The sequence below is a fragment of the Rhizobacter sp. genome (genome assembly GCF_032229685.1).
In the GTDB taxonomy this organism is placed as follows: domain Bacteria; phylum Pseudomonadota; class Gammaproteobacteria; order Burkholderiales; family Burkholderiaceae_C; genus LMDS01.
Map to the genome: position 1 here is coordinate 100181 of NZ_JAVTWP010000010.1, position 24506 is coordinate 124686.

24 protein-coding genes are annotated in these 24506 nt (G+C 67.3%); 15 read left to right on the forward strand and 9 right to left on the reverse strand.

The features are described from left to right. Positions 1–168: 168 nt before the first annotated feature. Complete coding sequence (locus AC30PD_RS04090; RefSeq protein ID WP_489534363.1) at positions 169–2565, forward strand: penicillin-binding protein 1A; 2397 nt, start codon at positions 169–171, stop codon at positions 2563–2565. Here the strand turns inward: AC30PD_RS04090 and cyaY are convergent. Then, positions 2562–2897 carry an iron donor protein CyaY gene (gene cyaY / locus AC30PD_RS04095; RefSeq protein WP_489534580.1) on the reverse strand — a complete coding sequence of 112 codons (336 nt, stop codon included), beginning with the start codon at positions 2895–2897 and terminating at the stop codon, positions 2562–2564. The genes AC30PD_RS04090 and cyaY overlap by 4 nt on opposite strands. 93 nt (positions 2898–2990) lie before the next feature. Between cyaY and lptM the strand changes: the two genes are divergently transcribed. Further along, on the forward strand, positions 2991–3125 hold the full coding sequence (lptM, locus tag AC30PD_RS04100; protein WP_489534581.1) for an LPS translocon maturation chaperone LptM: 135 nt from the start codon (positions 2991–2993) through the stop codon (positions 3123–3125). Beyond that, positions 3122–4396 carry a diaminopimelate decarboxylase gene (gene lysA, locus AC30PD_RS04105; RefSeq protein WP_489534364.1) on the forward strand — a complete coding sequence of 425 codons (1275 nt, stop codon included), beginning with the start codon at positions 3122–3124 and terminating at the stop codon, positions 4394–4396. The genes lptM and lysA overlap by 4 nt, the downstream gene beginning before the upstream one ends. A gap of 25 nt (positions 4397–4421) precedes the next feature. On the opposite strand, the gene AC30PD_RS04110 is transcribed toward lysA, so the two are convergent. From AC30PD_RS04110 to AC30PD_RS04135, 6 genes are all read right to left on the reverse strand, one after another. After that, positions 4422–5471, reverse strand: coding sequence for an ABC transporter ATP-binding protein (locus tag AC30PD_RS04110; protein WP_489534365.1), 1050 nt, complete (start codon positions 5469–5471; stop codon positions 4422–4424). Continuing rightward, the gene (locus AC30PD_RS04115) at positions 5468–6451 is read right to left on the reverse strand and encodes an ABC transporter ATP-binding protein (RefSeq protein WP_489534366.1); all 984 of its coding nucleotides are present in this window, start codon (positions 6449–6451) and stop codon (positions 5468–5470) included. The genes AC30PD_RS04110 and AC30PD_RS04115 overlap by 4 nt, the downstream gene beginning before the upstream one ends. A 6-nt stretch (positions 6452–6457) precedes the next feature. Continuing rightward, a complete protein-coding gene (locus tag AC30PD_RS04120) occupies positions 6458–7393 on the reverse strand; it encodes an ABC transporter permease (RefSeq protein ID WP_489534367.1) in 936 nt (311 codons plus the stop codon). Between the two features lie 28 nt (positions 7394–7421). After that, on the reverse strand, positions 7422–8996 hold the full coding sequence (locus AC30PD_RS04125; RefSeq protein WP_489534368.1) for an ABC transporter substrate-binding protein: 1575 nt from the start codon (positions 8994–8996) through the stop codon (positions 7422–7424). A gap of 42 nt (positions 8997–9038) precedes the next feature. Further along, positions 9039–10022 carry an ABC transporter permease gene (locus AC30PD_RS04130; RefSeq protein WP_489534369.1) on the reverse strand — a complete coding sequence of 328 codons (984 nt, stop codon included), beginning with the start codon at positions 10020–10022 and terminating at the stop codon, positions 9039–9041. Positions 10023–10288: 266 nt separating this feature from the next. Then, positions 10289–11299, reverse strand: a complete 1011-nt coding sequence (locus AC30PD_RS04135) for a porin (protein WP_489534370.1) — start codon at positions 11297–11299, stop codon at positions 10289–10291. A gap of 260 nt (positions 11300–11559) precedes the next feature. On the opposite strand from AC30PD_RS04135, the gene coq7 reads away from it, so the two are divergent. Beyond that, complete coding sequence (coq7, locus tag AC30PD_RS04140; protein WP_489534371.1) at positions 11560–12231, forward strand: 2-polyprenyl-3-methyl-6-methoxy-1,4-benzoquinone monooxygenase; 672 nt, start codon at positions 11560–11562, stop codon at positions 12229–12231. Positions 12232–12240: 9 nt separating this feature from the next. Here coq7 and AC30PD_RS04145 read toward each other — a convergent pair whose 3' ends face one another. Beyond that, on the reverse strand, positions 12241–12663 hold the full coding sequence (locus AC30PD_RS04145) for an OsmC family protein (RefSeq protein WP_489534372.1): 423 nt from the start codon (positions 12661–12663) through the stop codon (positions 12241–12243). A gap of 328 nt (positions 12664–12991) precedes the next feature. Between AC30PD_RS04145 and ilvA the strand changes: the two genes are divergently transcribed. Both ilvA and AC30PD_RS04155 read left to right on the forward strand, forming a co-directional pair. Then, complete coding sequence (gene ilvA / locus AC30PD_RS04150) at positions 12992–14554, forward strand: threonine ammonia-lyase, biosynthetic (protein WP_489534373.1); 1563 nt, start codon at positions 12992–12994, stop codon at positions 14552–14554. Positions 14555–14692: 138 nt separating this feature from the next. After that, positions 14693–15766: a nicotinate-nucleotide--dimethylbenzimidazole phosphoribosyltransferase gene (locus AC30PD_RS04155; protein WP_489534374.1), complete on the forward strand. Its 1074-nt coding sequence runs from the start codon at positions 14693–14695 to the stop codon at positions 15764–15766. 14 nt (positions 15767–15780) lie between these two features. Here AC30PD_RS04155 and AC30PD_RS04160 read toward each other — a convergent pair whose 3' ends face one another. Beyond that, positions 15781–16485 carry a type II secretion system protein N gene (locus AC30PD_RS04160; RefSeq protein ID WP_489534375.1) on the reverse strand — a complete coding sequence of 235 codons (705 nt, stop codon included), beginning with the start codon at positions 16483–16485 and terminating at the stop codon, positions 15781–15783. A 60-nt stretch (positions 16486–16545) separates the two neighbouring features. On the opposite strand from AC30PD_RS04160, the gene gspG reads away from it, so the two are divergent. The 9 genes from gspG (at position 16546) to gspD (ending at position 24500) form a co-directional block, all read left to right on the forward strand. After that, positions 16546–17016, forward strand: a complete 471-nt coding sequence (gspG, locus tag AC30PD_RS04165) for a type II secretion system major pseudopilin GspG (RefSeq protein ID WP_489534376.1) — start codon at positions 16546–16548, stop codon at positions 17014–17016. Further along, positions 16991–17497, forward strand: coding sequence for a pilus assembly FimT family protein (locus tag AC30PD_RS04170; protein WP_489534377.1), 507 nt, complete (start codon positions 16991–16993; stop codon positions 17495–17497). The genes gspG and AC30PD_RS04170 overlap by 26 nt, the downstream gene beginning before the upstream one ends. Further along, complete coding sequence (gene gspI / locus AC30PD_RS04175) at positions 17494–17859, forward strand: type II secretion system minor pseudopilin GspI (RefSeq protein ID WP_489534378.1); 366 nt, start codon at positions 17494–17496, stop codon at positions 17857–17859. Before AC30PD_RS04170 ends, gspI begins: the two co-directional genes overlap by 4 nt. Further along, a complete protein-coding gene (locus tag AC30PD_RS04180; RefSeq protein ID WP_489534379.1) occupies positions 17856–18521 on the forward strand; it encodes a PulJ/GspJ family protein in 666 nt (221 codons plus the stop codon). Before gspI ends, AC30PD_RS04180 begins: the two co-directional genes overlap by 4 nt. Continuing rightward, positions 18518–19489: a type II secretion system minor pseudopilin GspK gene (gspK, locus tag AC30PD_RS04185; protein ID WP_489534380.1), complete on the forward strand. Its 972-nt coding sequence runs from the start codon at positions 18518–18520 to the stop codon at positions 19487–19489. The genes AC30PD_RS04180 and gspK overlap by 4 nt, the downstream gene beginning before the upstream one ends. Positions 19490–19592: 103 nt before the next feature. Then, positions 19593–20861: a type II secretion system protein GspL gene (gene gspL, locus AC30PD_RS04190; RefSeq protein WP_489534381.1), complete on the forward strand. Its 1269-nt coding sequence runs from the start codon at positions 19593–19595 to the stop codon at positions 20859–20861. Continuing rightward, positions 20858–21373 (forward strand): type II secretion system protein M, encoded by a 516-nt coding sequence (locus AC30PD_RS04195; RefSeq protein ID WP_489534382.1) that lies wholly within the window; start codon positions 20858–20860, stop codon positions 21371–21373. Before gspL ends, AC30PD_RS04195 begins: the two co-directional genes overlap by 4 nt. Further along, complete coding sequence (gspN, locus tag AC30PD_RS04200; RefSeq protein ID WP_489534383.1) at positions 21370–22257, forward strand: type II secretion system protein N; 888 nt, start codon at positions 21370–21372, stop codon at positions 22255–22257. The genes AC30PD_RS04195 and gspN overlap by 4 nt, the downstream gene beginning before the upstream one ends. Before the next feature lie 2 nt (positions 22258–22259). Beyond that, on the forward strand, positions 22260–24500 hold the full coding sequence (gene gspD, locus AC30PD_RS04205) for a type II secretion system secretin GspD (RefSeq protein ID WP_489534384.1): 2241 nt from the start codon (positions 22260–22262) through the stop codon (positions 24498–24500). Positions 24501–24506: the final 6 nt, after the last annotated feature.

The following is a 24506-nucleotide window of genomic DNA, read 5'->3' on the forward strand; positions in this document are numbered from 1 at the left end:
GCCTGATCTCGTTGCAAAACTCACACGCCGCGCGGGCTTCAAACAGCCTCTCGGGGACAACCCTGCGAAGCCGCTCCAGACGCCTTCGGGCACGCTTGCGGGTGCCCTTGCATCACTATCGGCCGGCGCGGCGGTTTCTATAATGCGGACGCAAATCGATGGAGTCTCATGAGTGAATCCGAGCGCGCGGCCGAACAGCCTGCGGAGGCCCCTTCGGGGCGGAGCCAGGGGTCGGCGCTGTCGACCCTGAGTCGCTGGCTGACACGCAGCGTCGTCTGGTTGCTCGGGCTCACGGCCGCCGCCGCGGTGTCGATCCTGCTGCTGGTGGCCATTGCGCTGGCCGTGGCCTACCCCAACCTGCCCGAGATCAGCGGCCTGACCGACTACCGCCCGAAGCTGCCGATGCGCATTTTTTCGGCCGACGGCGTTCAGCTCGGCGAATACGGCGAAGAGCGCCGCACCTTCACGCCGCTGGCGCAGATCCCGAAAGTGATGCAGGAGGCCGTGCTCGCTTCCGAGGACGCCCGTTTCTACCAGCACAGCGGCGTCGACATCAAAGGCGTGCTGCGGGCTGGCCTCGCGCAGTTCAACCGCTCTCGCAGCCAGGGCGCCTCGACGATCACGATGCAGGTGGCGCGCAACTTCTACCTGTCGACCGAGAAGACCTACACCCGCAAGATCTACGAGATGCTGCTGGCTTTCAAGATGGAAAGCCTGCTCAGCAAGGACCAGATCCTCGAGGTCTACATGAACCAGATCTTCCTCGGCCAGCGCGCCTACGGGTTCGCGGCGGCGAGCGAGATCTACTTCGGCAAGCCGCTGAAGGACATCACCGTCGCCGAAGCGGCGATGCTGGCCGGCCTGCCGCAGGCACCTTCGGCCTACAACCCGATCAACAACCCGAAGCGCGCCACCGACGGTCAGATCCGCATTCTCGAGCGCATGCTCGACAACAACTTCATCACCGAAGCGCAGCGTGACGCGGCGCGGGCCGAGACCTTGCGCTACCGCACACCGTCTGAAGTGCCGGTGCACGCCGAGTACGTGGCCGAGGCAGCGCGCCAGCTGATCTTCACGCAATACGGTGAAGAGGCCTACACCCGCGGTCTGAATGTCTACCTCACGCTCAAGTCGGACGACCAGATGGTGGCCTACCGCGCTTTGCGAAAAGGCATCATGGACTACGAGCGGCGGCAGGTCTACCGCGGCCCCGAAGACTATGTCGACCTGCCCGCGAACCCGAAGGAACTCGACGCGCGCGTGGCCGAGGCGCTGCAGGACCACCCCGACAACGACGAGTTGAAAGCCGCGGTCGCGATCGAGGCCAACCCGAAGAAGGTGGTCGCGATGCTGCAAAGCGGCGAGCTGATCACGGTCACCGGAGACGGGCTCAAACCGGTCACCTCGGGCCTGGCGGTGAAGGGCAACCCGAAGACGCAGATTCGCCCCGGTGCCGTGATCCGCATGATTCGCGGTGTGGGCAAGGACGGCAAGCCCGGCGACTGGAGCGTGACGCAGCTGCCCGAAGTCGAAGGCGCCTTCGTTGCGATCGACCCGCGGACGGGCGCAGTGCGCGCGATGGTCGGCGGCTTCGACTACGCCAAGAGCAAGTTCAACCACGTGACGCAGGCCTGGCGGCAGCCGGGCTCGAGCTTCAAGCCGTTCATCTATTCGGCTGCGCTCGAAAAGGGCTTCACGCCGGCCACCGTGATCAATGACGCGCCCTTGTTCTTCGATGCCGGTGCCACCGGCAGCCAGCCCTGGGAGCCGAAGAACTACGACGGCAAGTTCGAAGGGCCGATGTCGCTGCGCCGCGGCCTGGAACGCTCGAAGAACATGATCTCGATCCGCATCCTGCAGGCGATCGGGCCGCCCTATGCGCAGGAGTGGATCACCCGCTTCGGCTTCGAGGCAGACAAGCACCCGGCCTACCTGACCATGGCGCTCGGCGCAGGCTCGGTCACACCGATGCAGATGGCCACTGCGTACAGCGTGTTCGCCAACACCGGCTACCGCGTCAACCCGATGCTGATCAGCCGGATCACCGACAGCAAGGGCAAGTTGCTGAGCGAGTCCACGCCAGCCGTTCTGGGCGAATCGGTGCGGGGCATCGACGCGCGCAACGCGTTCGTGATGTCCAGCCTGATGCAGTCGGTGGCCGCGCGCGGCACAGCGGCCCTGGCGCAGAAGTCGTTGGGGCGCACCGATCTGTACGGCAAGACCGGCACCACCAACGACTCGATCGACACCTGGTTCGCCGGCTGGCAGCGCAACCTGGTGGCGATCGTCTGGATCGGCTACGACAACCCGCGCAAGCTGGGCGACAACGAAACCGGCGGCGGCCTGGCCTTGCCGATCTGGATCGACTACATGCGCCACGCGCTCAAGGGCGTGCCGGTCGAGCAGTACAGCGCGCCCGAAGGGGTGCTCAACGTCAACGACGAGTGGTACTACGAAGAGTACACACGCGGTGCCGGCGTGAGCAGCCTCGGCCTCGAAGACCAGCTGCCCGTGCCACCCAACGAAGACGAGCGCAAAGGCATCCTCGATCTCTTCAGGCGCTAGGTCTGAGAGACGAAGCTCAGCGAGCGACCCGCCTGCTCGCTGGCGCAGGTCGACAGCACTTCAAAGAAATCCCGGCCATCACGCGTGTCGGCCCAGACGCCGTCGACGTACTTGTAGTGATAGCCGCCGGAACGCGCCGCCATCCACAGTTCGTGCAGCGGCGGCTGGGTGTTGACGACGATCTTGCTGCCGTTCGGAAACCCCAGTTCGAGCAAGCCGCCGGTGCGCATCGCGTCGATGTCGACCACGTCGTCCTGCAACCACGCATCGACACGCGCTTCGATGCTGGCGAGCACCGCGCTGGTTCTGGCGTGGTACTCGCCGTCGGTCATCGGCGTGGGGCGAAGGTCGGCGGTCATGGTCGATAGAATCCCGGCATGTTGCAGCGCAAGAAGAGTGTAGCGGCGGGCGTCAAGGCCGCAGGGATGGTGGGCGTTTGCCTCGCCACAGTGTGCTTGCTCGTCGCATGCGGCCAGAAAGGCGCGCTGTTCCTGCCGAAAGCGCCCGCCCCGGCGGCTTCGGCCACCGCTCCTGCTTCCTCACCCGCTTCTGCCCCATGACCTTGCCCGGCCATCCCCACATCGCCTACCGCGACAACGCACTGTTCATCGAAGGTTGCGAAGCCGCTGCGCTCGCGCGCGAATTCGGCACGCCGCTCTATGCCTACTCGCGCACGTCACTGCTCGACGCGCTGGCGGCCTACCAGCGTGCGCTGGCCGGTCGCGACCACCTGATCTGCTACGCGATGAAGGCCAACTCCAGCCTCGCGGTGCTGCAGACTTTCGCGCAAGCCGGCTGCGGCTTCGACATCGTCTCGGGTGGTGAACTCGAGCGGGTGCTGGCGGCCGGCATCGAAGCGTCGAAGGTCGTGTTCTCCGGCGTCGGCAAGAGCCGCGCCGAGATGCGGCGCGCACTCGAAGCGGGCGTGATGTGCTTCAACGTCGAGAGCGAGGCCGAACTCGAAGTGCTGTCAGCCGTCGCGGTCGACTGCCGCAAGACGGCACGCGTGAGCCTGCGCGTGAACCCCGACGTGGACGCCGGCACGCACCCCTACATCTCGACCGGCTTGAAAGGCAACAAGTTCGGCGTGGCGCACGAGCGCGCCCTCGCCTGCTACCAGCGTGCCGCTGCCTTGCCAGGCCTGCAGGTCGTCGGCATCGATTGCCACATCGGCTCGCAGATCACCGACGCCGGGCCCTACCTCGACGCGCTCGATCGTGTGCTCGATCTGGTCGAGCGAGTCGAAGCGGCGGGCATCCCGATCCATCACCTCGACCTCGGCGGCGGCCTGGGCATCACCTACACCGACGAAGCACCGCCCTCGGCCGAGGTGCTGGTGCGCGGCCTGCTGACGCGCATCGACGAACGTGGCCACGGCCACCGCAAGATCATGTTCGAGCCCGGCCGTTCGCTGGTCGGCAACGGCGGTGTGCTGGTGAGCGAGGTGCTCTACCTGAAGCCAGGCACCGAGAAAAACTTCTGCATCGTGGACGCGGCGATGAACGACCTGATGCGCCCGGCGATGTACGAAGCCTGGATGAAGATCGTGGCCTGCGAGCCACGCCCCGCGGCGCCGGAAACCTTCGACGTGGTCGGCCCGATCTGCGAATCGGGCGACTGGCTCGGCCGCGACCGGCCGCTCGCGGTGCAGGCCGGCGACTTCATCGCCGTGCTCTCGGCGGGCGCCTACAGCATGAGCATGGCGAGCAACTACAACACGCGCGGCCGCGCCGCCGAGGTGATGGTCTCGGGCGACAAGGCCTGGTTGATCCGCGACCGCGAAGCGCCCGCCGATCTGTTCCGCGGCGAACACCTGCTGCCGCCGCTCTGAAGCATCGCCGCCGCGGCGGCGGCGGTCAGATCCGGCCTTCTTCGACGCCGTGGCAGGCGATCAGCACGCCCTTGAGGCGCTGCAGCGCCGGCCGCTCCTGCTTGCAGCGCTCGTTGGCGTGCGGGCAGCGTGGGTGGAAGGAACAACCGCTCGGCGGGTTCAGCGGGTTCGGCACCTCGCCCTGCACCGGTGTGCGCGAGCGGCCGCTCATGTGGATGTCGGGGATCGCGTCTAGCAACATGCGCGTGTACGGGTGGCGCGGCGTTGAGAACAGCGCCAGCTTGTCGGCCAGTTCGACCAGCCGCCCGAGGTACATCACGCCGACCTGGTCGCTCACGTGCCGCACCACCGCCAGGTTGTGCGAGATGAAGAGATACGTGAGCCCCTGCTTGCGCTGCAGGTCTTTCATGATGTTGAGCACCTGCGCCTGCACGGACACGTCGAGTGCTGACGTGGGTTCGTCGCAGACGAGGAACTCTGGCTGCGTGGCGAGCGCGCGCGCGATCGAGATGCGCTGACGCTGGCCGCCCGAGAACTGGTGCGGAAATTTCTCGACGTCGGCACCGGCCATGCCGACCGACTGCAGCAGCTCGGATACGCGCGCCTTCAACGCCTCTTCGCGCGCCTTCGACGACACCCCGCCGGCGCCGACGACCAGCCCGTGCTCGCGCAGCGGCTCGCCCACGATGTCGGCCACCTTCCAGCGTGGGTTCAGGCTCGCATACGGGTCCTGAAAGATCATCTGCATGCGGCGCCGCAAGGCTTGTGCATCGCCGGACTTGAACGTGGCCGCGGTGTCGACCCCGTCGAAACTGACCCGGCCCCGGGTCGGCGCATACAAGCCGACGAGCAGGCGCGCGACCGTGCTCTTGCCACAGCCCGACTCGCCCACCAGCGCGAGCGTCTTGCCGCGCTCGATGGCGAAACTCACGCCGTCGACCGCGTGCACGAACTGGCGCGGTTGGCGCTCGACCACCCTGTTGAGCCAGGGCGCCGACACGTCGAAGGTCTTCGACAGGTCATGCACTTCGACCAGCGGCTTCACGGCCACGATGCTTTCCGCGTTCATGTTCATGCCGCGGCCCTGACGGTGTCGGCATGCAACCAGCAGGCAGCGCGGGTGTTGCCGGCGCTGATCAGTTCTGGCCGTTCGACGCGGCAGCGTTCGAAGACACGCGGGCAACGCGGATTGAACGCGCAGCCTTTCGGGATGGCGGTGAGGCGCGGCATCGCACCGTCGATCTGCAACAGGCGCTCGCGGTCGTCGTCCATCGCCGGGATCGAACCCATCAGGCCGGCGGTGTAGGGGTGCGCCGGGGCATGGATCACGTCATGCACCGGCCCGATCTCGGCGATGCGCCCGGCGTACATCACCGCCACCCGGTCGCAGGTTTCGGCGATCACGCCCATGTCGTGGGTGACGAGCATCACCGCCGCGCCGTGCTCCTTGCACAGGCGCTTGAGCAGCGAAATGATCTGCGCCTGGATCGACACGTCGAGCGCCGTGGTCGGCTCGTCGGCGACGATCAACTTCGGCTCGGCGGCCAGTGCGAGCGCGATCACGACCCGCTGGCGCATGCCACCCGAGAACTGGTGCGGGTATTGATCGATGCGCGCGGCGGCGGCCGGAATGCCGGTTTCTTCGAGCAGCCGGATGGCACGCTTGTGCGCTTCTGCCGCGCTGACCGGCAGGTGCGTCTGGATCGTCTCGACCAGTTGCCGGCCGATCGTGTACAGCGGATTCAGCGAGGTGAGAGGGTCCTGGAAGATCGCGCCGATTTGTCGGCCGCGCACCTTGCGCATCTCTTCGTAGGGCAGGTTGTCGATGCGCCGGCCGTCGAAGCGGATCTCGCCCGACGCCACGCGCCCGGGCGGGTCGAGCAGGCCGATGATCGCCGAGCCGGTGAGCGACTTGCCGGCGCCGGATTCGCCGACCACGCCGAGAATCTCGCCGGGCGCGATCTCGAACGAAATGTCGTCGAGCGCGACCAGCGTGCCGCGCCGCGTCGGGAACTCGACCCGCAGGTTCTTGACTTCAAGAAGGGGAGAAGGCATCGGGTTTCAGCGCAGGCGCGGGTTCGTGGCATCACGCAGCCAGTCGCCGAACAGGTTCATGCTGAGCGCGATCAGCACCAGCATCGAGCCGGGAAAGATCACCAGCCACCAGGCGCCGCTGAAGAGTTGCTTGTTGCCTTCATTGATGAAGGTGCCGAGAGACGGCGACGTCGGCGACACGCCGACACCCAGGAACGAGAGCGTCGCCTCGGTCTGGATCGCCGTGGCGACGTGGATGGTGGCGAGCACCAGCACCGGCCCGAGCACATTGGGCAGCACATGCCTGCGCATGATGCGCAAGGGCGACACGCCGACCACACGCGCCGCCTGCACATATTCCTTGTTGCGCTCGACCATGGTCGAGCCGCGCACCGTGCGCGCGTATTGCACCCAGCCGGGCAGCGCGATCGCGAGGATCAACACGCCGAACGCGAGCGAGTCGTGCGCCTGCGGGAACAGCGCGCGGCCGACCCCGGCGATGAGCAACGCGATCAGGATCGACGGGAACGACAGCATCACGTCGCAAACCCGCATGATGAAGGCATCGATGCGGCCGCCCGCGTAGCCCGCGAGCAGGCCGAGCGACACGCCGATCAGCACCGAGACGATCACCGAGGCGCCGCCGATCAGCAGCGAAATTCGGGCGCCGTACATGAGGGCCGAGAAGACATCGCGGCCCTGCTCGTCGGTGCCGAGCAGGTACTTGGCCTGGCCGCCGTCCATCCAGGCCGGCGGCAGCATCGAGTCGCTCAGCTCGAGCGTGGCCAGATCGAACGGGCTGTGCGGCGCGACGAGCGGCGCGAAGAGTGCGCAGAACACGCACACCAGCGCGACCACCGCCGACCCGATCGCCATCGGTGAGCTGCGAAAGGAATGCCAGACATCACCGTCGAAAAAACGCGCCCAGGCGCCGGGCGCGGCCGGCATGGCAGTGGTACTCATCTTCAGCGGACCGCGCGAAACTGGTGGATCACTTCGACTTCAGCGTGATCCACTTGAAGTTCATGTAGTTGTTGGGCAACTGCGTCAGGCTCACCTTGTTGCTGTAGGCCCAGGCGAGCGCCTGCTGGTGCAGCGGAATGTGGCCGACGTCGTCCTGGTGGATCTTGAAGGCTTCACGGATCATCTCGTTGCGCTTCTTGTCGTCGGTCTCCGACTGGATCTTGGCCGTGAGCTCGTCGAGCTTGGGGTTGCTGTAGGCGCCGAGGTTGAACTGGCCCTGGCCCTTGTCGTTCGGCGTACCCATGATGGCCACGAGCACGTCGTGCGAGTCGACCGTGCTGGGTGTCCAGCCGAGCAGGTAGAAGCTCGTGTCGCGGCGCAGGATCTTCGGGAAGTAGCTGACCTTGGTCTCGGCTTGCAGGTTCACCTTCACGCCGATGCGCGCCAGGTTGGCGGCCACGGCCTGGCAGATGGCCGAGTCGTTCACGTAACGGTCGTTCGGGCAGTTCATGCCGACCTCGAAGCCGTTCGGGTAGCCCGCTTCGGCGAGCAGCTTCTTGGCCGCTTCGGTGTCGTACGGCAGGCGCTTGTTCATATCAGCCTGGTAGCCGCGAACCGCAGCGCCGACCATCAATGCACTGGGCACTGCGGCACCGCGCATCACGCGGCTCTTGATGGTCTCGATGTCGATCGCCTGGTAGAAGGCACGGCGTACGCGCACGTCCTTGAACGGGTTCTTGCCCTTGACGTTGCTGAACAGCAACTCGTCACGCTTCTGGTCCATGCCCAGGAAGATCGTGCGCAGCTCGGGGCCCTGCAGCACGGTGATGTTGCCGGCGCCCTTGATGCGCTCGACGTCCTGCAGCGGCACAGGCTCCATCACGTCGGTCTCGCCCGACAGCAACGCGGCCACGCGCGTGGCGTCGTTGCCGATCGGGGTGAAGACAATCTCGTCGACGTTGCTCTCGACCTTGCTGCGGTAGTTGAAGTTGCGCACCAGCACCGTGCGCACCGACGGCTGGCGCTCTTTCAGCCGAAACGGGCCGGTGCCATTGGCCTTGAAGCTGGCCGTGTTCTCGATGCCCTTGCGCCGGTCGACCGGCTGCTCGGCCTTGTTTTCTTCGCACCACTTCTTGCTCATCATGCCGAGCGTCGTCAAGGTGTCTGGAAGGATCGGGTACGGCGACGTGGTCTCGATGTCGACGACGAAGTCACTGACCTTGCGCACCGCCTTGATCGGGTTGGTGTAGCCCTTCATGTCGGAGCCCTCGCCGGCCGCGCGCTTGAAGGTGAACACCACGTCGTCGGCATTGAAGGGCGATCCGTCGTGGAAGGTCACGCCCTGGCGCAGCTCGAAGCGCCACACGGTCGGGCTTTGCTGGGTCCACTTGGTCGCCAGCAGCGGCGTGAGCGCCATGTTCTTGTCACGCTCGATCAGCGACTCGTAGACGTTGCCCGTGAAACTGAGCTGCAGGCTCTCGTTCAGCGAGTGAGGGTCCATCGACTGCACGTCACCCTGGTTGGAGACACGCAGTGTCACGGCTTGAGCGAGGCCACAGGCCAGAGCCAAGGCCAGGCTCAGAAGAGTCGGTTTCAGTTTCATGGGCTACTCCGGAAAATGCAGGGTGAGAAAAAGGGGGAGCTGTCAGTGGCCGGCGGCGGACTTCTCGATCCGCAGCCGCGGGTCGACGGCGAAGTACAGAAGATCGACGACAAGATTGATCACGACGAAGATCAGCGCGATCAGGCACAGGTAGGCGGCCATCACCGGGATGTCGGCGAAGGTGACGGCCTGGATGAACAGCAGCCCCATGCCGGGCCACTGGAACACGGTTTCGGTGATGATCGCGAATGCGATCAGCGAGCCGAGTTGCAGGCCCACGATCGTGATCACCGGCACCAGCGTGTTGCGCAAGGCGTGGCCGAAGTACACGGCACGGTTCGGCAACCCGCGGGCGCGCGCGAACTTGATGTAGTCGGCGCGCAGCACCTCGAGCATTTCAGAGCGAACCAGCCGCATGATCAGCGTGAGCTGGAACACCGCGAGCGTGATCGCGGGCAGGATCAGGTGCTTCCAGCCATCGACGGTGAGAAAACCGCTGGTCCAGCTACCGAAGGCCACGACCTCGCCACGCCCGAAGCTGGGAAACCATTTCAACGTCACCGCGAAGAAGAGGATCAGCAGGATGCCGATCAGGAAGACGGGCAGAGAGACTCCCAGCAAAGAAACCGTCATCAGCAGTTGAGACAAGAAACTGCCGCGGCGTAAAGCCGCATACACGCCCATCGGAATGCCGAAGACGAGCGCGATGAAGGCCGCAGAAAAGGCCAATTCCAGCGTCGCGGGCAAACGTTCGGCGATCAGGGAGGAAACCTTGCGGCCCTGGCGCAGGCTCAAGCCGAACTCACCTTGCACCGCCTTGCCCACGAAGTGCGCAAACTGGATCGGAAAGGCCTTGTCGAGCCCCAGGTCGGCTCGCAGTTGCTGGCGTTGGGCAGGCGTCGCGTCCTGGCCGAGGATGTTGGTCACGGGGTCGCCGACGTACTGAAAGAGCATGAATGCGATGAATGCAACCGTGAGCATCACGATCACGGCCTGCACGAGTCGGCGAAGGACAAAAACGAGCATCGGTCTATTGGTTGGGGGTTCGCCCTGCCCTTTGGCACGCGGCGCATCGGACTCGGGGATCGGACCGCATGCGCTGTCCCATCGACAGCGCGATCAGAGCAAAACGCGAGCCATGCGTCAAAGGGGAATGCCCGATAAGGGCTTGCCCCCGGGGCTTTCTTGTCGGTGGCCGGCGGCTGCAGACCGGCTATCGACAAACATGAAAAAGGCCGCCCGGAGGCGGCCTTCAAGGTCTGCCGAAACGCTTGCGCTAGGCAAGCATCCGATCAGAAGAAGTGGCGAACGCCGACTTCCACACCCTTCGACTTGCCGTTGGCGATCGGGCCAGCGGTTTGAGCCGTGCCAGACGTCACCGAGGCGGCCGCGCCACCCTTGTTCGAGATCTGCGAGATCGTCGAGTAGAGAGCGGTGCGCTTCGACAGGTTGTACACGTAGCCGAGAGCCACTTGCTGAGCCTTCGGGTCGCCGGCGGTGTCCAGCTTGCCTTGGGTGTAGCTGGCGTGGATTTCGCCTTGACCCAGCGGCACCAGCACGCTGCCGTTGATGCGGGTTTGCTTGACCGTCAGTTGCTTGGTCTGGTCGAAGTAACCCGACAGCTTCACGACGCCGAGGTTGTACGACGCGCCGATGTTGGCGGTCTTGGCCTTCTCGGTCGAGCCGGCGATGCCGGACGTGGCGTAGGCGCCAGCGATGTCGAACGGGCCAGCAGCGAAGCCGATGCGGCCGCCGATGTACTTGCCCGGGACCACGCCTTCAGCGGCGGCGACCATGAACTGGCCGTACAGACCACCGATGTTCGACGGCAGGAAGTAGCCGATCGAGTTGTCAGCGCGAACAAACGTCGGCTGCAGCAGGCCGAGGCCGACGTGCGACGAATCGCCCAGGCCGTTGGTGCCGAACACGTCGAAAACGGTGTTGTTCCAGAAGGTCGGGGTGTAATCGCGGCCGAGGCGGATTTCACCGAAACCGCCCATCAGGGACACGGTAGCACGGCGGTTGAACAGCTTGGCGCCGTTCTGGGTGCCGGTGTCGGCGCTGACGCCTTGCAGCAGGATGAAGCTGGCCTTCAAGCCGCCGCCGAGGTCTTCAACCCCACGGAAGCCGAGCTGGCTGCTGTTGATGCCGTCTTGGCTCAACGAGACGCGACGCGTAGAGCCGTCATTCTTGACGTACTTGGCGCTCAGGTCGATGGTACCGAACAGGGTGACCGACGATTGAGCCGATGCCACACCAGCGAAGGCGCCCAGAACTGCGAGAGCGAGCAGAGATTTTTTCATTGCAACTATCTCCTAGGTTGAACAAGAGGTCCCGATCACACATCACCCTCGTTGGGCAGATCAGGCGCAACCCCCTCACGGGAAGTTGTGCGTATTGCACCAGAGGGGCAGGGTGGTGGAAAGCCTTGCAGGTCAAAAAAGGACTTTATGTTGTCTGAGCACAACGAGGGATCACACCGAGGTCGCGGAGCCAGAACCGCGCCGATGCACCGGCAAAGTCAGCATCTGCCAACGCGCCGGCGCCGGTGAGTTGTCGATCGATGCTGCGTTATTCTCGGCAGACATCGTTCACCGGCAGTACGGTTTTGTCTTCACTCGATTCCCTGTTGATCGCCGCCGACGGCGCGCTGCGCACCTTGTCGGGCGCCAGCCACGCCACGCGACCGTTTCCACGAGCCCCAGACAACGCGCCCGAGCTGGAAGCCGCCGAACGACGCCTGTCGGGCGCGCTGATGCGTGTCAACCATGTCGGTGAAATCTGTGCGCAGGCCTTGTACAGCGCCCAGGGCTTGAGCACCCGCAACCCGCAGCTGAAACACCAGTTCGGCGAAGCCGCGCGAGAAGAAACCGATCACCTGGCTTGGACGCAGCGCAGGTTGGCCGAGCTCGGCGCGCGACCGAGCCTGCTGAATCCGCTGTGGTACGCCGGCGCGTTCGGCATCGGCTTGCTGGCGGGCCGGGCCGGGGACAAGGTCAGCCTCGGCTTCGTGGTCGAAACCGAACGCCAAGTCGAGCAGCACCTGGAAGAACACCTGACACGCTTGCCGCTCAACGACACCTCATCGCGCGCCGTCGTCGAACAGATGAAAGCCGATGAAGCACGCCACGGCGCGAACGCCCAAGACGCCGGCGCCGCAGCACTGCCGGCGCCGATGCGCTGGGCCATGCGGCGCGTGGCGCAGGTGATGACCTTCACCGCGCACCACCTGTGAGCCTGTTGCTCAGGTCGGGCTGATCTCGAAGCTGGTGGTGATCTCGGCTGTCTTGCCGAGCATAATGCTGGCCGAGCAGTACTTCTCGTGCGACAGGCGCACCGCGCGCTCGACCGCCGCATCAGTCAAACCCGGCCCCGCGACCACGAAGTGCATGTGGATCTTCGTGAAGACCTTCGGATCGACCGGCGCGCGCTCCGATGTCACGACCACCTTGCACGACCGCACATCGTGCCGGCCACGCTGAAGGATGAGCACCACGTCGTAGGCGGTGCACCCGCCGGTGCCCGCCAGCACCGTTTCCATCGGCCGTGGCGCGAGGTTGCGGCCGCCGCCATCGGGCGCGCCGTCCATCATCAGCAAGTGGCCGCTGCCGGTTTCGGCAGCGAAAGCCATGCCGCTCGCCGGCATCCAGTTGATCGTGCATTCCATGGTGGTTCCCGAAGCTCGCCGCACCGATCGAGGGCGGCGTTTCACGCAGATTGTGCATGGCTGCACGCGGCACTGGAGCGCGCCCCCTAAATGACTGCGGCGGCGATATTGCAGCGCAACATAAAAGGCTCTACACTCGTTCGCATACGGTGATTCGGCAGCTTGATGCGCCACTCCCGTACCGATTGTCTCCTCCACCTCCTCCATTGGTGGATTCAGCCCAGGGCAGCAATGCCTTGGGCTTTTTTCTTGGGGCCGCCGCAAGTGGTCGCCAGAGCATCGCAACGTATGATGCGGCGCCGCAAAACGATGGTCGCAGGAGACAAGCATGGCCGCACCGAAAACCAGCCCACGCGCTGCCCGCGCGCTGGCCCGACCCAGCCTCGCTGACTACCTGCAGAAGATCCTCACGGCGCGCGTCTACGACGTTGCCATCGAATCCGCGCTCGAACCTGCCCGCAGTCTGTCGAAGCGGCTGGGCAACCAGGTGCTGCTCAAGCGTGAGGACACCCAGCCGGTGTTCAGCTTCAAGTTGCGCGGCGCCTACAACAAGATGGCGCATCTCAGTGCGGGGCAACTCGAGCGCGGCGTCATCTGCGCTTCGGCCGGCAACCACGCCCAGGGCGTGGCGCTCGCCGCGCGGCGCATGGCCTGCAAGGCGATGATCGTGATGCCGGTGACGACACCCCGGGTCAAGATCGACGCCGTCAAGTCGCACGGTGGCGAGGTGGTGTTGCACGGCGACAGTTATTCCGACGCCTACGGGCGCGCCCTCGAGTTGCAGGCCGAACACGGCCTGACCTTCGTGCACCCGTTCGACGACCCCGACGTGATCGCCGGCCAGGGCACGATCGCCATGGAAGTGCTGCGCCAGCACCAGGGCCCGATCGACGCGGTCTTCGTCGCCATCGGCGGCGGCGGCCTGATCTCGGGCGTGGCGGCCTACATCAAGGCGGTGCGCCCCGAGATCAAGGTGATCGGCGTGCAGACGGTCGACTCCGACGCCATGCTGCGCTCGGTGCGCGCAGGCAAACGTGTCGCCCTGCACGACGTCGGCCTTTTCGCCGACGGCACCGCGGTGAAGCTGGTCGGCGAAGAGACCTTCCGGCTGGCCCGTGAACTGGTCGACGACTATGTGGTGGTCGACACCGACGCCGCCTGCGCCGCGATCAAGGACGTGTTCCAGGACACCCGCAGCATCCTCGAGCCTTCGGGCGCACTCGGTGTGGCCGCGATCAAGCAGTACGTCGAGACGCATCGCTGCAAGGGCCGAACCTTCGTGGCCATCACCTGCGGCGCCAACATGAACTTCGACCGGCTGCGTTTCGTGGCCGAGCGGGCCGAGGTCGGCGAACACCGCGAGGCGCTGTTCGCCGTGACCATCCCCGAAGCGCGCGGCAGCTTCAAGCGGTTCTGCGAACTGCTCGGGCCACGCTCGGTCACGGAATTCAACTACCGCATCTCCGACGCGAACCAGGCCCACGTGTTCGTCGGCGTCACCACGGTCAACCGGGAAGAAACCGACAAGCTGGCCCGCAGCTTCGAGCGCCACGGTTTCGCCACCCTCGACCTGACCGACGACGAACTCGCCAAGGAGCACGTGCGCCACATGGTCGGCGGGCGCAGCAGCCTGGCGAACGACGAACGCCTGTACCGCTTCATCTTCCCCGAGCGCCCCGGTGCGCTGATGCGCTTTCTCTCGAGCATGCACCCCGACTGGAACATCAGCCTGTTCCACTACCGCAACCAGGGCGCCGACTACGGGCGCATCCTCGTCGGTGTGCAGGTGCCCAAGGCCGACAAGAAAGCGTTCCGCAACTTCCTGGAAGGGCTGGCCTACCCCTGCGAAGACGAGACCGACAATCCGGTCTACAGACTGTTCCTGCGCTGACGCGATGTTGCAGCGCGTCAGCGCTGCACAACTTCGCACGGGGTGCGCCAAGGCGCGGCCCGCCGGTTGCGCCGACGCTGCGGCGAGCCCCACAATCGGCCTCATCCCGCTGTCTGCGTCGAACTGGTCTGCTGCCCCATGTCGGTCAATCGCTCGCTCATCACCTCCACCTCGAACCCCTTGCTCGAACAGGCGCTGCGCCGCAAGCTGCAGCGGCGTGGTGAAGTCACCGGCGTGCTGGGCGAACTCGAACCGCTGGCGGTTCGCCTCGGCCTGGTCCAGAACACCCTGAAGCCACGCTTCCGCTCACCACAGATCGCGATCTTCGCCGCCGACCATGGCCTCGCGGTCGACGGCATCGGCGTCAACGGCCGTCCCTCGACCGCACAGCTTGCCAACCAGCTGCTGACCTCGCAGCTCCCGGTGTCGGTGTTCGCCCGCATCCAGGGTCTGGAGTTGTCGGTGGTCGACTGCGGCGTGGCCGAATCGGTGACGCCGCATGCGCGCCTGCTGGCCCGAAAGATCGCTCACGGCACGCGCAACTCCCGGGTCGCCTTTGCGATGTCGGTCGACCAGGCCCACGCGGCCATCCGGGCCGGCATGGAGATCGCCGACTCGATGGTCGGCAACGCGGTCGCGTGCGCTGGCATCGGGGTCGGCTCGCACGAGAGTTCTGCGCTCGTGCTCTCGCGCTTGTCGGGCGTCGAGCTCCCCAACTTCCTGACCTCCGGCGACGGGCCGCGGGTTGACGATCTCGCCAACGTGCTGGCGGTGCTGCAGGCCGCGCATGCGCGCCACAAGGACGCGGTCGACCCGGTCGAGGTGCTGGCTGCGTTCGGTGGCTTCGAGATCGCCATGATGGTCGGCCTGATGCTGGTGGCCGGCAGCAAGCGCCACCTGATCGTCGTCGATGGGTTGCCGGCATGTGCGGCACTGATGGTGGCCACGCGCATCGCACCGGCCGTCACGGACTACTGTGTCTACTGCCGCAGCCACAGCCACAAGGGACTCGACGCAGCGCATGCCTTGTTCGGCGTCACGCCCTTGCTCGAACTCGGCATCGAAAGCACCGATGGCACCGGCTCCACGCTGGCCTGGCCGCTGGTGCGAAGCGCTGCGGCCCTGCTGACCGAGGTGGCTGAAGGCGAAGAGCCCGGCCCCACGCTGCCGGCGCCGATCGGGCCCGTCACCGAGCCCACGCCGTTGCAGTGAACCGCTGAACGGCGCTACTGGGTCGCCGTTGGCGGGTTCGGGTCGCGCGGCGTCGAGGCCGACCCGGCCGGCTGCAAGGGCATGGCACCGGCGGGCATGCCACCCGGCGGTGGGAATGACGGCACCATGCCTTGCCGTGTCTGCCCCACGGGCTGCGGCACGATCGGCGGAGGCGCAGGCACAGCCGCAGGGGGCGTGTAGGGTTGGGCAGCCGGGTTGCGCGGCGCGCCACCACTGCCACCGCTCAAGCCCGGCGCCGGCAGCGTGCCGGTCGCGGCAGCGGCCAGGGGCGGCAGTTCGAGCGTGACCGCCGCGGCGCCTTGTGACGGGCCGATCGCCGCCGTGCGCAGGCTCACCGACTGCAGCACCAGGTTGGTGTCGAGCGACGAACCGACCACGAAGGCCTTGGGGGGTTTGCCATCGACCGCGATCAGGGCCACCCCCTGCCCGGGCTGCGCAGAAGCCGCCGTGGCCTTGGGCGCCATGATGCCGAGCAGACGAAAGCGCGACGCGATCTCGGGCACCGCCACCACAGCGGCAGCCGCGGCCGGTGTGGCGCCGAGCAGCCGGCTCAAGTCGCCACGCGCGACCGCCACGTCACCGACCGGCACCGTGTACTGCGGCGCCTCGGCGGGCCGGGCCCACAGGCGCAGACCCCAGAAGACCGCCGTGGCAGCCACCAGGGCCCAGATAACGAAGGCTGACAGTCGTGCGAGCATGGCCGATTATCATTCAACGGGTCTGCCACTCCAGCCCGCTGTTCCGGGCAGGAACACCTCATGAGCCTGAGCACCATCCACTCCCCTGCACCGGCGGTCCGCGCGACGCGCCGCCTTCCGCGACTGGCGCGCGGTTTCACCCTGATCGAACTGATGGTCGTGCTCGTCATCATCGGCGTGCTGGCCGCGCTGATCGTGCCCAACGTGCTCGACCGCGCCGACGATGCCCGGGTGACGGCCGCCCGCACCGACGTCAACAACCTGATGCAGGCGCTCAAGCTCTACAAGCTCGACAACCAGCGGTTCCCGAGCAGCGAGCAGGGTCTGCAGGCGCTGGTCGCCAAACCGACCACCGGCAACATTCCGAGCAACTGGAAGCCCTACCTCGACAAGCTGCCCAAAGACCCCTGGAACCAGCCCTACCAGTACGCCAGCCCGGGCCTGAAGGGCGAGGTTGACGTCTACAGCTTCGGCGCCGACGGCGTGGTCGGCGGCGAAGGCAAGAATGCCGACATCGGCTCCTGGCAATAGACGGCCCTTCCTGATCCGCGCAAGCCGCGCCGCGGAGCGCGGCTTCACGCTGATCGAGTTGATGGTCGTCGTGGCGCTGATCGCGATCGCCAGCGCGGTCGTCAGCCTCGCGCTGCGCGACCCGGCCTCGACCCGGCTCGACCACGAGGGCGCGCGCCTCGTCGCGTTGCTCGAAGCGGCACGCACTGAAGCCCGCGCTTCCGGCCTGCCCGCCAGCTGGGAGCCGCGGCCGCAGCAAGTGGGTGCCGAAGGCTTCCGCTTCATCGGCCTGCCCTCTTCCAGCGAATTGCCCAGCCACTGGCTCAACCCGGGCGTGAGCGCCGAAGTGGTCGGCGCGCGTGCACTCGTGCTCGGGCCCGAGCCGCTGATCGGCGCGCAGACCATCGTGCTGCGCCTCGACGACCAGCGCCTCACGCTCCAGACCGACGGCCTCGGGCCCTTTGCCGTCGGGGCCGAGCCGGAGACGGTCGTCCGGCCATGAGCCCAACCCGACACGCCCGCGGCTTCACGCTGATCGAGGTGCTGGTCGCGCTGACCATCGTCGCGATCACGCTCGGCGCCGGCATCAAGGCGGCCGGCGCGCTCACCGGCAACACCCAGCGTCTGGGCGACGTGACCGCTGCCCAATGGTGCGCCGACAACCAGCTCACCGGGTTGCGCCTGTCGGGGCTCACGCCGCCGATCGGCGATTCCGATTTCACCTGCACCCAGCTCGGCCTGAACTACAACGTGAAGCTGGTCGCGCGGCCCACGCCCAACCCGCTGTTCATCCGCGTCGACGCGCAGGTCGCCGACGCTGCCGGCCTGCCGATCCTCAACCTCTCGACGGTGCTCAGAAAGTGACGCGGCACCCACGCGCCCGGGTGGCCGGCTTCACACTCGTCGAAGTGCTGGTGGCGATGATGGTGATGGCCATCATGGCCGGCATGGCCTGGCAGGGCGTCGACGGCATCGTGCGGGCGCGCGACTCGAGCCAGGCGCGGCTCGAGCAGACGCTGCGCTTGAACACCGTGATCGCGCAGTGGCAACAAGACCTGGCGTCGATCCAGGACACCGCCGTGGTGCCGCTGGCGCTGAGCTGCGACGGCGCCAGCGTGCGCATGACCCGCCGCACGCCGACCGGGCTGCAGGTCGTCGCGTGGTCATTGCGGCCGGGCAACACCGCCTCGGGTGCCACCTGGCAGCGCTGGGCCGGCCCGCCCGTCACCACCACCGGCGCGCTGCAAGACAGCTGGATGCGCAGCCTGCAGTTGCAGGGCGACGAACCCGGCTCGGTGCGCACGCTGACCGGTCTGTCGCAGTGGCAGGTCTACTTCTACCAGGGCAATGCCTGGAGCAACTGCCAGTCGACCGGCAATGTCGCGGTGGTCGCGCCGTCAGCGAGCGCGGCCAGCGGCGTGCTCGTGCGCCAGGCCCTGCCCCGGGGTGTTCGCATCGTGCTGAGCTTTGCCGAAGGCAGCGGCACCAGCGGCGAGCTCACGCGCGACACGGTGCTCGGGCCATGAAACGCAGCCCGAAGCAGCAGCGTGGCGCGGCGCTCCTCACCGCCATGATCATCGTGGTGCTGATCGTCACGCTCGCATCGTCGATGGTCTGGCAACAGTGGCGAGCGGTGCAGGTCGAAGTGGCCGAGCGAGCGCGCGCCCAGTCGGCGTGGATCCTCTCCGGCGCGCTGGACTGGGCACGCCTGATCCTGCGCGAAGACGCGCGCGGCCAGGTCGACCACCTTGGCGAGCCCTGGGCCGTGCCGCTCGCCGAGGCGCGCTTGTCGACCTTCCTCGCGGCCGATGCCAACAACACCGACGACGGGCCCGAGGCCTTCCTGTCGGGCAGCATCACCGACGCGCAAGCGCGCTACAACGTCACCAATCTGGTCGACCGCACCAAGGGCATCGTCGACCCGTTCGAGTTCGCCGCGTTCGAGCGCCTGTGCCAGAACATCGGGGTCGACGCGAGCGTGGCCACGCTCGTCGCCAGTGGCCTGCGCGACGCGCTGGCGCCCGCGGGCAGCGGCACCGCCAACGCGCCGCTGTTGCCGGAATCGGTGGCGCAACTCGCCTGGCTCGGCATCGATGCCGCGTCGCTCGAGATGCTCGCGCCCTACATCGTGATCCTGCCGGTGGCCACGCCGGTCAACGTCAACACCGCCAGCGCCGAGGTGCTGGTGGCCGTGATCCCGGGCAACGACCACGCCACCGCCGAGCGCCTGTTGCAGCTGCGCCAGCGCAACCCCTTCGAAGACCTGACGAGGTTCTGGGCCCAGGTGCCGTCACTCGCGCCGCAGGCCGGAGCGACGACGCCCCAGCCCAGGCTTTCGGTCAATTCCGCCTATTTCGAGGTGCGTGGCCGTTTGCGCCTGAGCGACCGGGTGCTCGAAGAAAGCTCGCTGGTGCAACGGGTGCAGGGTCGCCAGGTCGACGTGCTGCGGCGCGAGCGCGTTGCCAGCCGCGAAGACACGCCGCCCGCCAACTGAGGGATCGCGAGCCCCCGCGACCACGTGTCGCCAGTGCCTGATTTCGTTACGGCTTGTACAGGCCCCATGCCTACAATGCCGCCAGCCCAGCTCTCCGCCATCCATGTCGACTCTTGTTGTCCACATCCCTCAGCGCCGGCGGCTGCGCTCGCGCAGCCCGGGCAGCCAGGAGCCCGAAGCCTCGAGCCTCGGCACCGAATACGTCTACGTGACCAGCCCCGACGGGGTGGCATTGCAGTCGCAAGGCCAGTGCGCCGCATCGTTGCTGCCCAAGGCCGCGACGGTGATCGCCGTGCTCTCCGACACCGACGTGAGCTGGCACCGCATCACGCTGCCCAAGGCGCCGGCCGCGCGCCTGCGCGCTGCGCTCACGGGCGTGCTCGAAGAAGCGCTGCTCGAAGACCCGGCCGATGTTCACCTCGCGGTCGCCCCGCAGTCGAGCGCCGGCCAGCCGACCTGGGTGGCGGCCGTCTCGCACCAATGGTTGAAGGCCGAGATCGCAGCGCTCGAGAAGGCCGACGTGTTCGTCGACCGCATCGTGCCGATGGCCTGGCCCGACGACCCGCCGATCGGCCACTTCGCCGAGCTGCATGCCGAAGAAGGCGAGTCCACCGAAGGCGTGGCGTTGAATTGGGCCCATGCCGACGGCGTCGCCAGCGTGCGGCTGCAGGGTGGCCTGGCGCGCTCGATCGTGCCTTCACCGGCACCGCAAGGCACCCGCTGGAGCGCGACGCCCGGCGCCGCCGCCGCGGCCGAGCAGTGGCTCGGAACCTCCGTCAACGTGTTCCCGCCCGGCCACCGCATGCTGCAGTCGGCACGCACGCTCTGGAACCTGCGCCAGTTCGATCTGGCCCGCCGCACCCGCGGTGCGCGCGCCGCACGCGATTCGCTGCGCAAGCTCTTCAGCCCCGAATGGCGGCCCGTGCGCCTCGGCCTCGGGGCGCTGGCGCTGGCGCAGATCGTCGGCCTGAACCTGTGGGCCTGGCACCAGCAGAACGCCATCGCCGCCAAGCGCGTGGCGATGCAGGGCCTCGTGAAGAGCACGTTCCCGAAAGTCAGCGAACTCGACATACAACGTGACGCCGCCGCCGTGATGCAACGCGAAACCACCAACCTGCGCGCGCTCGCCGGCCGGCCCGGCGACAGTGACCTCGAAGCCATGCTGCAGGCCGCGTCGTCGGCCTGGCCGGCCGAACGCCCGGCCACCGACAGCCTGCGCTTCGAGCCGGGCAAGCTCACCGTGTCGGCGGGCGGCTGGAACGACGCGCAGATCGAACAGTTCCGCAGCGTGCTGCGCCCGGGCGGCTGGCAGGTCGACGCCAGCGAGGGGCGTCTCACGCTGACACGCGCCCGCGCAGGAGCACCCTCGTGAGCACGCGCGGCCTCACGCTGCCGCCCGCCCTCGCGAGCCTGCGCACCGAGGCCGGCAAGTGGTGGCTGGCGCGCACCACGCGCGAACGCCGCGCCGTCATTCTCGTGATGGCCGTGCTCGGTGCGCTGCTGGTCTGGAGCCTCTTCATCCAGCCGGCGTGGCGCAGCATCCGCGCCGCACCGGCCGTGCTCGACCAACTCGACGGCGAACTGCAGCAGATGCAACGCATCGCCGCCGAGAGCCGGGTGCTGCGTGCGGTGGCGCCGGTCTCGCAGACGCAAGGTGGTTCGGCGTTGAAAGCCGCGACAGAGCGCCTCGGCGACAAGGCCAAGCTCAATCTGCAAGGCGATCGCGCGACCTTGTCGCTCAGCGGCGTGAGCCCCGAAGCGTTGCGTGCCTGGCTCAACGAGGCACGCAGCGGTGCCCGGGCGCGGCCAGTCGAAGCCACGCTGCAGCGCGGCTCGACGGGCTTCACCGGCAGCATCACTGTCACGCTCGGGGTGGCACCATGATCCGGCGCAAACGCAAAGGCCGCTTCTGGAGCCCGACGGTCGCGGCCACGGGCTGGGGAGACTCCACCTACGCCGAGATGTCGTGGGACAAGTCGCGCAGCGCCAGCACCCGCTGGGCTTTCTTCGGCATCGTCTTCGGCGTGCTGGCGGCGTTGATCGTGTTCGCGCCGGCTGCGTGGCTGGCCAGCGCCGTCGCTTCGGCCACCGGCCAGCGTGTGCTGCTGGCCGACGCGCGGGGCACGGTCTGGTCGGGCAGTGCAGTCGCCGTGCTGACCGGCGGCCCCGGCAGCCGCGACGCCAGCTCCTTGCCGGGCCGCATCGAATGGACACTCGGCCTGAAAGGCCTGGGCCTGGCGCTGAACGCCCGCCACGCCTGCTGCCTGAACGGCACGGTGACGCTGCTGGTGCGCCCCGGCTTCGGCACGCTCGGCGTGACGCTGGTGCCGCCACCCGGCTGGGTCGGCCAGTGGCCGAGCGCGTTCCTCGGCGGCCTGGGCACACCCTGGAACACCTTGCAGCTCGGCGGCGTGGTGCGGCTGGTTTCGCCGGCACTCAAGTTCGAATCGGCACAGGGCCGCTGGGTCGTCGAAGGCCGGGCCGACATGGAACTGGTGAGCGTCTCGTCGCGTCTGACCACGCTCGAAACGCTGGGCAGCTACAAGCTCACGCTCACGGGCGACCCGGCCACGCCCGGCACGTCGCAACTTTCTCTCAGCACGCAGGAAGGTGCCCTGCAGCTCAGCGGCCAGGGCACCTGGGGCCCGGGCGGTGTGCGCTTCCGGGGCGAGGCCAGCGCGGCCGCGACCAACGAAGCGGCGCTGTCGAACCTGCTGAATATCATCGGGCGGCGCGACGGCGCCAAGTCCGTCATCACGATCGGATAAGCATGAAAGCAAGCGTCACCCTTCAACCCCGCGGGCGAACGCTGCCGGCCGCGCTGGCCGCTGCCGTGCTGTGTGCCTCGTTGCTTCCCGCACCGATCGTCATGGCGCAGACCTCACCCACCAGCACCAAATTCCGCGGCGGCGAGCCGGTCACGCTGAACTTCGTCAACGCCGAGATCGAAGGCGTGGCGCGTGCCATGTCGGCGATCCTGAAGCAGCAGTTCGTCGTCGACCCGCGCGTCAAGGGCACGATGACGCTCTACAGCGACGAGCCGCTCTCGCCGCGCGAGGCTTACCTGAACTTTCTGGCGGCCCTGCGCGGGCTGGGCTTCACGGTGGTCGAGGTCGGCGGCCTGTTCAAGGTCGTGCCCGAAGCCGACGCCAAGCTGCAGACCGGCACCGTGTCGATCGGCGAGAACACCTCGCGCCGCGGTGACCAGGTCATCACGCAGATCTTCAAGCTCGCGCACGAGAACGCCAACAACCTGGTGCCGGTGCTGCGCCCGCTGATCAGCCCGAACAACACCATCAACGCCAACCCGGGCAACAACTCGCTCGTCATCACCGACTACGCCGACAACCTGCAGCGCATCGGCAAGATCATCGCGGCGATGGACACGCCGGCCGCCGGCGACGTGGAAGTGATCCCGCTCAAGTACGCCGTGGCCGCCGACGTGGCCGCGCTGGTGCAGCGCCTGACCGACAGCGCCGGTGGAACAGTGGCTGTTCCGGGCGCGGCAGCGGGCGGAGCCAATGCCTCGGTGATGGTCGAGCCACGCAGCAATTCGCTGCTCGTGCGCGCACCGAACCCGGCGCGCATGGCGTCGATCCGCTCGCTGGTCGCCAAGCTCGACCAACCGACCCAGGGCACCGGCAACGTCTGGGTCGTGTACCTGAAGAACGCCGACGCGGTGAAGCTCGCCACTGTGCTGCGGGCCGCCTACCCGAGCGCGGGTGGTGGTGGTGCCAGCGGTGGCGCCTCGACGTCGTCCCCAGCCCCGACGCTGGCGACTGCAGCCACGGGCAACGCGGCTGGCGCGTCACCTCAGGCCACCGCGCCGGTCGTGGCGTCGGCGGGGCCTTCGACCGGGGGCTTTGTACAGGCCGACCCGTCGACCAATTCATTGATCATCTCGGCCCCCGAGCCGTTCTACCGCCAGTTGCGTGCCGTGATCGACCAGCTCGATTCGCGCCGCGCGCAGGTCTACATCGAGTCGCTGATCGTCGAGGTCGACCCGAGCCAGAGCGTTGACTTCGGCATCCAGTGGCAGGGCATCATCGGCAACAAGGGCGACAGCAACATCGTCGGCGCCGGCACCAATTTCGGCAGTGGCACCAACAACATCCTGGGGGCCAGCAAGGCCCTGGTGCAAGGCACGGTGGGCCTGGCGGCCGCGGCGCTGCCGAGTGCGGGCTTCAACATCGGCCTGGCGCGCAAGTTCGGCGACCTCTACACCCTTGGCGCACTGGCCCGCGCACTCGACAACACCACCGGCACCAACATCCTTTCCACACCGAACCTCGTCACGCTCGACAACGAAGAAGCCAAGATCGTCGTCGGCCAGAATGTGCCTTTCATCACCGGCCAGTTCACGAACACCGGCACCGCCACGACCAGCCCGTTCCAGACCATCGAACGCAAGGACGTCGGCACCACGCTGCGCATCAAGCCGCAGATCGGCGAGAACGGCACCGTGCGCATGACGATCTTCCAGGAATCGTCATCGGTGGCCACCACCACCGCCGTGGGCACCGACAACGCCGGCCCGACCACCAACAAGCGCTCCATCGAATCGACGATCGTCGTCGATGACGGCCAGATCATCGTGCTGGGTGGCCTGATCGAAGACACCTACAACACCACTCGCTCGAAGGTGCCGCTGCTCGGTGACATCCCGTTCATCGGTGCGCTGTTCCGCAGCGAGAGCCGCGAGCGCAAGAAGACCAACCTGATGGTGTTCCTGCGGCCGGTCGTGCTGCGTGATCAGGCCTCGTCCAACAAGCTCTCGCTTGACCGCTACGACTACATCCGCGGCGAGCAGCTGAATGCCCAGCCGCCCCGCAGCGAGATCCTGCGGATCAACGACGCGCCGCTGCTGCCGCCCATCGTGCCCGGTGCCACCGGGCCGACCGGCGTGCCCCGCCCGCTCGGCGACACCCCGCCACCGTCGCCGGCGCTGGTGCCGTCGGTGCCTGCGGCGCCGGCCTCGGGAGCGGCGGCCGCGCCGCTCTCTTCCAACTGAGACGCC

Coding starts and splice junctions, on each gene's coding strand:
- AC30PD_RS04090 (WP_489534363.1), top strand. CDS start 169: ATGAGTGAATCCGAGCGCGCGGCCGAACAGCCTGCGGAGGCCCCTTCG.
- cyaY (WP_489534580.1), bottom strand. CDS start 2,897: ATGACCGACGGCGAGTACCACGCCAGAACCAGCGCGGTGCTCGCCAGC.
- lptM (WP_489534581.1), top strand. CDS start 2,991: ATGGTGGGCGTTTGCCTCGCCACAGTGTGCTTGCTCGTCGCATGCGGC.
- lysA (WP_489534364.1), top strand. CDS start 3,122: ATGACCTTGCCCGGCCATCCCCACATCGCCTACCGCGACAACGCACTG.
- AC30PD_RS04110 (WP_489534365.1), bottom strand. CDS start 5,471: ATGAACATGAACGCGGAAAGCATCGTGGCCGTGAAGCCGCTGGTCGAA.
- AC30PD_RS04115 (WP_489534366.1), bottom strand. CDS start 6,451: ATGCCTTCTCCCCTTCTTGAAGTCAAGAACCTGCGGGTCGAGTTCCCG.
- AC30PD_RS04120 (WP_489534367.1), bottom strand. CDS start 7,393: ATGAGTACCACTGCCATGCCGGCCGCGCCCGGCGCCTGGGCGCGTTTT.
- AC30PD_RS04125 (WP_489534368.1), bottom strand. CDS start 8,996: ATGAAACTGAAACCGACTCTTCTGAGCCTGGCCTTGGCTCTGGCCTGT.
- AC30PD_RS04130 (WP_489534369.1), bottom strand. CDS start 10,022: ATGCTCGTTTTTGTCCTTCGCCGACTCGTGCAGGCCGTGATCGTGATG.
- AC30PD_RS04135 (WP_489534370.1), bottom strand. CDS start 11,299: ATGAAAAAATCTCTGCTCGCTCTCGCAGTTCTGGGCGCCTTCGCTGGT.
- coq7 (WP_489534371.1), top strand. CDS start 11,560: ATGCTGCGTTATTCTCGGCAGACATCGTTCACCGGCAGTACGGTTTTG.
- AC30PD_RS04145 (WP_489534372.1), bottom strand. CDS start 12,663: ATGGAATGCACGATCAACTGGATGCCGGCGAGCGGCATGGCTTTCGCT.
- ilvA (WP_489534373.1), top strand. CDS start 12,992: ATGGCCGCACCGAAAACCAGCCCACGCGCTGCCCGCGCGCTGGCCCGA.
- AC30PD_RS04155 (WP_489534374.1), top strand. CDS start 14,693: ATGTCGGTCAATCGCTCGCTCATCACCTCCACCTCGAACCCCTTGCTC.
- AC30PD_RS04160 (WP_489534375.1), bottom strand. CDS start 16,485: ATGCTCGCACGACTGTCAGCCTTCGTTATCTGGGCCCTGGTGGCTGCC.
- gspG (WP_489534376.1), top strand. CDS start 16,546: ATGAGCCTGAGCACCATCCACTCCCCTGCACCGGCGGTCCGCGCGACG.
- AC30PD_RS04170 (WP_489534377.1), top strand. CDS start 16,991: ATGCCGACATCGGCTCCTGGCAATAGACGGCCCTTCCTGATCCGCGCA.
- gspI (WP_489534378.1), top strand. CDS start 17,494: ATGAGCCCAACCCGACACGCCCGCGGCTTCACGCTGATCGAGGTGCTG.
- gspK (WP_489534380.1), top strand. CDS start 18,518: ATGAAACGCAGCCCGAAGCAGCAGCGTGGCGCGGCGCTCCTCACCGCC.
- gspL (WP_489534381.1), top strand. CDS start 19,593: ATGTCGACTCTTGTTGTCCACATCCCTCAGCGCCGGCGGCTGCGCTCG.
- gspN (WP_489534383.1), top strand. CDS start 21,370: ATGATCCGGCGCAAACGCAAAGGCCGCTTCTGGAGCCCGACGGTCGCG.
- gspD (WP_489534384.1), top strand. CDS start 22,260: ATGAAAGCAAGCGTCACCCTTCAACCCCGCGGGCGAACGCTGCCGGCC.